6 protein-coding genes and 1 tRNA gene are annotated in these 6107 nt (G+C 65.6%); 2 read left to right on the top strand and 5 right to left on the bottom strand.

Annotated elements, in window-relative coordinates; genetic code table 11:
• Positions 1–12: 12 nt before the first annotated feature.
• Positions 13–288, bottom strand: coding sequence for a hypothetical protein (locus LQV16_RS16515; protein WP_229994986.1), 276 nt, complete (start codon positions 286–288; stop codon positions 13–15).
• A 39-nt stretch (positions 289–327) separates the two neighbouring features.
• On the opposite strand from LQV16_RS16515, the gene LQV16_RS16520 reads away from it, so the two are divergent.
• On the top strand, positions 328–561 hold the full coding sequence (locus tag LQV16_RS16520; RefSeq protein ID WP_018772920.1) for a DUF5703 family protein: 234 nt from the start codon (positions 328–330) through the stop codon (positions 559–561).
• A gap of 73 nt (positions 562–634) precedes the next feature.
• On the opposite strand, the gene LQV16_RS16525 is transcribed toward LQV16_RS16520, so the two are convergent.
• On the bottom strand, positions 635–1798 hold the full coding sequence (locus LQV16_RS16525) for an acyl-CoA dehydrogenase family protein (RefSeq protein ID WP_229994987.1): 1164 nt from the start codon (positions 1796–1798) through the stop codon (positions 635–637).
• A 14-nt stretch (positions 1799–1812) separates the two neighbouring features.
• Positions 1813–3129: a M20/M25/M40 family metallo-hydrolase gene (locus LQV16_RS16530; RefSeq protein WP_229994988.1), complete on the bottom strand. Its 1317-nt coding sequence runs from the start codon at positions 3127–3129 to the stop codon at positions 1813–1815.
• 165 nt (positions 3130–3294) lie between these two features.
• Here LQV16_RS16530 and LQV16_RS16535 point away from each other — a divergent pair.
• Positions 3295–3377 (top strand) — tRNA-Leu (locus LQV16_RS16535).
• A gap of 57 nt (positions 3378–3434) precedes the next feature.
• Here LQV16_RS16535 and LQV16_RS16540 read toward each other — a convergent pair.
• Together LQV16_RS16540 and LQV16_RS16545 are read right to left on the bottom strand one after the other, a co-directional pair.
• Entirely contained in the window at positions 3435–4532 is a 1098-nt protein-coding gene (locus tag LQV16_RS16540) for an AI-2E family transporter (protein WP_229994989.1), read from the bottom strand.
• A gap of 36 nt (positions 4533–4568) precedes the next feature.
• On the bottom strand, positions 4569–6107 hold a 1539-nt coding region (locus LQV16_RS16545; RefSeq protein WP_229994990.1), incomplete at its 5' end, for a CYTH and CHAD domain-containing protein.

The following is a 6107-nucleotide window of genomic DNA, read 5'->3' on the forward strand; positions in this document are numbered from 1 at the left end:
TCCCTGAGCCTGTCAGTTCTCTGAGTTCTGCAGGATCTCGAGGTCCTCTTCGTCGTCGATGTCGTCTTCGTCATCGTCGTCTTCGTCGCCGTCGATCACTTCCAGGGGCGTCACTTCCCCATACGCCTCATACAGGGCGTCGTCGTAGACTTCAAAGGCGTCAGCAACGGCGAAGAACGCCGCCTCGACCGCGGGATCCCCATCACTTCTGCGGGCGGAAGCCGCCGCCAGGTGTTCTTCCAATGCAGAGGTCAGTGACTGAAGCGCGACACGCGGATCGATGCTCATGACTTCACGTTAGTCGGAAAAAGACGAAAATGGAGAGCAATGAAAGAACATTTTCTGAGCAGCTCGGTCCGGCGGGAACGGGACTATGTGAAGCAGTACGAGTACCTCGTCCTGACGGTCGGTCCTGAGGATTCCCTGCCTGAGGCACGCCGGCGGCTCGTGGAGCATTCCGAGTACGGCAAATGGGAACTGGAACGCAGCCGCCTCTACGTGGGCGGCGGGCGGCGTTTCTGGTTGCGCCGGAAAGTCATCCAGGTCCAGCGCACCGTCTAGGACTCCCCCGGCGCTGAAACCACGGGCATCGGCCGGGAGCGGGGCGACCAACGCCGCGGACCCCGGGGCCGCCTTAGGGTGGGTCCAGCGGGCCCAGCCAGGCGTTCGCCACAGTGTTGTGCGCCGACTCGTCGTCTGACGGGTGGAACATGCCGGCCAGCACATCCCGGTACAACCGCTCCAGCTCGGAGCCGCGGAAGTAGCTGGACCCTCCGGATACCCGGATGGCGAGATCCACCACGGCGCGCGCCGTTTCCGTGGCCCTGACCTTGAGGCCCACGAGCCGGGGGAACCACTGGCCGCCGTGGTCTACGAGTCCGTCGACGTCGGCCGCCACGCGGGACAGCTGCGGGTAGAGCGCATCCATGGCCATCGCCGCCTCTGCCACCTTCCAGCGGATGTCCGGGTCCTGGGCGTAGCTGCGGCCGCCGTTCTTGAATGACGTCCGGCGCTTGACCGCTTCAACCCCGAGCGTGAGGGCCCGTTCGCCGATTCCCGTATAGACCGCGGCGAGCAGGGTTTCGAAGCAGGCAAAGATCGCGAAGATCAGGGGGTCGGCGTTCGGGCCCACCGGCAGTTTCCGGAAGATCCTTTCCGCCGGCACGACGGCGCCGTCCAGGAGGGTCGTGTTGGACTGGCTGGCCCGCATGCCGAGCGTGTCCCAGTCCGGCAGAATCTCGTAGCCGGGCGTTTCCCGGGTCATGAATCCGTGGACCAGTTCCCCGGCGCCGTCCTGGGCGGAGGAGTCCTTCCCGAAAATCCCCAGCCGGGTCCACGCCGGTGACAGGCTCGTGAAGATCTTGCGGCCGGTGAAGCTGTAGCCGCCGTCGGGCAGGGGGACGGCCTCGGTGCGGGAATCGAACAGCACGGAGTCGTTACCGGCCTCCGAATTGCCGAAGGCAAAGACCTCCCCCTGCGCAGCCTCCTGCAGGATGAAATCCAGCGAGGGGTCACCCCGGGCGGCCAGCACCTGGGCGACGCCGGTCCACACCAGGTGCATGTTGACGGCAAGTGCGGTGGCCGGCGCCGCCGTCGCCAGAAGCCGCTGCAGCTGCGCCGCTTCCGCCAGCCTGAGTCCGAGGCCGCCGTCGGCCGCGGGGACAAAAATCTTCAGATAGCCGGCCGCCTTCAGCTCGGCAAGGTCCTCGTGGAAGAAGGCGTTGTCGCGGTCGTAGCCGGCGGCGCGTCCCCGGATCCGTTCCAGCAGCGGCCCGCTAAGGATGTCCTCGGGCGTCATGGCCGGGTGTCCGCTCAGTAGTTGGTGAGCAGGGTGTCGAGCACCCGCGCCCCAAATTTCAAGGAATCCGCCGGGACGCGTTCGTCGACGCCGTGGAACATGCCAGTGAAGTCGAGTTCGTCCGGGAGCATCAACGGGGCGAAGCCATAGCCGGTGATGCCCAGCCGGCTCAGGGACTTGTTGTCGGTCCCGCCGGACAGCGTGTACGGCAACACCTTGGCGCCCGGATCCTCGGAATGCAGGGCATCGATCATCGAATCGACGAGGTTGCCGGCGAACGGCACCTCCAGCGAGACGTCGTTGTGCACGTAGCTGATGTCCACGCCGGTGCCGGCAAGCTCCCGCACGATCTCCAGGACCTGCTGCTCCTGCCCGGGCAGGGTCCGGCAGTCGATGAGGGCCTCGGCCGACTCCGGAATGACGTTGTGCTTGTAGCCGCCCTTGAGCAGGGTGGGATTGGTGGTGTTCTGCAGTGTGGCGCCGACAAAGCGGGCCACCGTGCCGAGTTCCTTGAGGATCTTGTCCGGATCGTCCGGATCGAATTCGACGCCGGTGAGTTCGGTGACTCCGTCGAGGAACTGCCGGGTGGTCGGTGTGAGCTCGATCGGCCAGTTGTACGCACCAATCCGGGAGACCGCACCGGCAAGCCGGGTCACGGCGTTGTCGGTGTTGATCTGCGAGCCGTGGCCTGCGCGGCCATGGGCAACAAGGCGCAGCCAGGAGAGGCCCTTTTCCGCCGTCTGGAGCAGATAGGTGCGCTGCCCGCCGATGGTGGCGGAAAAGCCGCCGACCTCGGAGATCGCTTCCGTGGCGCCCTCAAAGAGTTCGGGCCGCTTGTCGACGGCGTAGCGGGCGCCGTAGGTGCCGCCGGCTTCCTCGTCGGCGAAGAACGCGAAGATGAGGTCCCGCTTGGGTTTGCGGCCCGTGCGGGCGAAGTTGCGCAGCACAGACAGGATCATGGCGTCCATGTCCTTCATGTCCACGGCGCCGCGCCCCCAGATCAGGCCGTCTTTCAGTTCGGCGCCGAAGGGGTCAACGGACCACTGCTCGCGGAGGGCCGGGACGACGTCCAAGTGGCCGTGGACCACCAGGGCGCTGGCCGAGGAGTCCTCCCCTGCCAGCCGGGTCACCACGCTGGCGCGGCCGGGGGCGGCCTCGAAAATTTCGGCCTCCAGCCCGACTTCCGCCATGAGCCCGGCGGTGTATTCGGCGGCCGCGCGTTCACCGGGGCCGGAGCCGTCACCGTAGTTGGATGTGTCGATGCGGATCAGCTCTTGGCAGATCCTGACGACCTCGTCCTCGGGCCTGGGTTCGGTCCGGTTGTCAGTCATTGCGGCTCCTCGTGGCGGGTGGCTCAATTGCTGGCTTCAGCCTACCCACACGCCCCCGCAAAGCCCCGATTATTTGTTTCCGGAAAAGTCGTGCTAGAGTCTTTCTCGCTGCTTCCGAGAAAAGCAAAACGCTGAAAGGCGAAAACGTTCCCGGAATTACCACCTGCGCGGGTGGCGGAATGGCAGACGCGCTAGCTTGAGGTGCTAGTCCTCGAAAGGGGGTGGGGGTTCAAGTCCCCCTCCGCGCACAACAGGAAACACCCTGGAATCCAAGGATTCCAGGGTGTTTTTTTGTGTCTGCTTTGTTATTGCGGCTCTGCCTCACCCGGCTGCTCAGGCTCGGGCAGCGGATCGCGGCCGGACCACGTCTTGAGGACGGTCCAGGCCACGGCGGTGATCGGCACGGCCAGCAGCGCTCCAACGATGCCTGCGAGCAGGGTGCCGGCAGCCAGGGCGAGCAGAATGGCCAGCCCGTGGATTCTGAGCACTTTGCCCATCAGGACCGGCTGCAGGAAGTGGTGTTCAAGCTGGTTCACGCCGATGACGACGGCGAGGACGATGAGCGCCTGAACGGGGCCTTTGGAGATCAGGGCGACGGCGATGGCGAGGGTACCTGCAACGGTGGCCCCGATGATCGGGATGAATCCGCCCATGAAGATGAATACGCCCAGCGGAAGGGCCAGGGGAACTCCCAGGATGACGAGGGTGATCCCGACGACAAGACCGTCGATTGCGGCGACGATTGCGGTGCCGCGGACGTAACCGCCCAGGACGACGGTGCTGCGGTCTGCGGCCAGGCGTGCCTTGGCGCGGTGGTCAGCGGGAAGGAAGCCGATGAGAAAGGTCCGGATCTCAGGCCCGTCCTTGAGGAAGAAGAACAGCGTCACGACCATCAAGATGGCGCCGGCGAAGATTTCCCCCACGGTGCGTGCCCCGATGAGGGCTTCTGCACCGAAGGTGCTGGAGGTGAAGAACTCCCGCACCGAGTCGATGGCGGCGGTGATCTGTATGTCGCTGATTGGGACAGGTCCGGTGGTGAGGAAGGAGTGCAGTTGGGCAACCCCGGCGGCGGCGTGGGCTGAGAGCTCTGCCCACTGGCGGGAGACCAGGATCACGATGCCGGTGATGATGCCGCCGACGACAGCGAGGATGGCCACGAATGAGGCTACGACGGCGAGGGCCCGCGGCCAGGAGCGCTCCGTGAGCCAGCGGACCAGCGGCGAGATGGCGGCGGCCAGGATGACGGCAATCAGGACCGGGATGATGACGAGTGGAACACGGGTCGCGGTCCAGATGATCGCCCATGCGAGGGCGGCCACCGTGAGGGCCTGGACGGATCGGATGCTGGCCCGGCCGAGTCCGTCCGACCATATGGCCGCAATACCGGTGTGGGGTTCGGTCATCGGGCTCTCTCTTTCGCAGCGCTGAATTTATCGCGGCTACTTCCAGTTCAAGGGTTTCGGTCTGGACTGTTGCCACATATCGTAAAACCGTGCGCGGGCCTGATCCCCGCGTAGCTGTTCCAAGGCATGTAAGCGCCCGTAGCTGAATCCGTTGCCTCCGTTGGCCGCGGACTCTGCCGCGAGTGTGAGCAGGGTTTGTCGGGTGACCACGCTGTCCTGGAAGTCTCCGAGTATTTCCTGGATGCCCTCCGCGGCCCGGGCAAGGGCAGTTGCTTGTTTGCCGAAAATCGGGGAGGCGGCTTCAGCGGCATAGCGGAGCCGCTTGGCGCTCTTTCGAACTTCGTGCAGTGCAACATCCTGCGGCCCCCGTCCGGTGGCGCTGTCTACGGCGCGGACCGCTGCGTTCAGGCGCTTTCGTTCCCCTGAGACGAGCCGTCCAACCGTCCGCAGCGCTTCGTTTTCTGCTGAGGCGCTGAGTGGAGGTGCTGCAAGGAAGGCATCGAGGGAATCGAGGAGACGGAAGTAGCGGTCGCTGTCCAGCGCCGCCAAGCCTGCGGCACGGCCCTGCTGCTGGATGGTGCCGAGGTGCTCTTCGACTTGCTGCGCAACCGGACCGATCAACAGCTCCCGTGGTTCGGCGTCGAGCATGTCCTTCAGCCTGGCGCGGATGACCTCGGTGTCCCGGGCCTGGCCCACGGTGCCGGCGAGCCACTGGAGTTCGGCCCGCAGGAACTTGGCGGTCGTCCCATCTGTGAGCTTCCGGAAGGTCGCCAATGCTGACCGTAACCGGCGCGCGGACACCCGAAGTTGATGCACGGCATCGGGCGCATCGACTCTGACTCCCGGGTCATGGAACTTCAGGGCGCCTGCCTGTTGGAACATGTAGGACAGCGCGACGTCCGAGGCCGGCCCGTGCCGGCTCGGCTTTGGGGCGGCTTCGGGATCCCCCGGATAGGTGGATCCGAGAGCCCTGGCCAGCTTGGACGGCAGGGAGGAGACGGGGACTCCCTCAGCTGCGAGCAGTGCGTCGGCGTCCTGGAGCAGCTGCCGGGGACCGTCGGCGAGTTCAATCTCCCACTCCCGCCACCGAGACGGTGCTGCCGGGGCTAACAGGGATTGCGCCTCGACGTGGTCGTCGCTGAACTGGGCCAGGACGGCGCCGTCGGCGGCGTACAAGGGGGTCGAACTCCGGTTCGTCTTGACGCGTGCCACGGGCACCAGCATCTGGCTGCGGGTGTGAACAAGCACTAACTGGCGCAAAAGCTCCGGCACGGCATCCTGGTCGCCTCCAAGCGGCTCCCCTATCTCCCGCCGCTCCCCCGCGGTGACTGGGAGTTTGAGGTGCCAGCCGGCATCCGGACCGCCGGACCGGCGGCGCAGGGTGATCCGCCGTGCGGCCAGCGCCAGTGCCTCAGTATCAAAGTAGACGGCGTCCAGCTGCTCTGTAACGGGTTGCCCGACGCGAGCCACCCCTTGGATTGCTCCCAGTTGCGGGAGGGCGTCGGATTCCGAAGGGCTGTACTTGTGTTCCACCTCAATGACTTCGGAACCGGCCATACTCCATTCTAGGACTGT

This window comes from Arthrobacter sp. Bi26 (assembly GCF_918697925.1).
GTDB lineage: Bacteria > Actinomycetota > Actinomycetes > Actinomycetales > Micrococcaceae > Arthrobacter.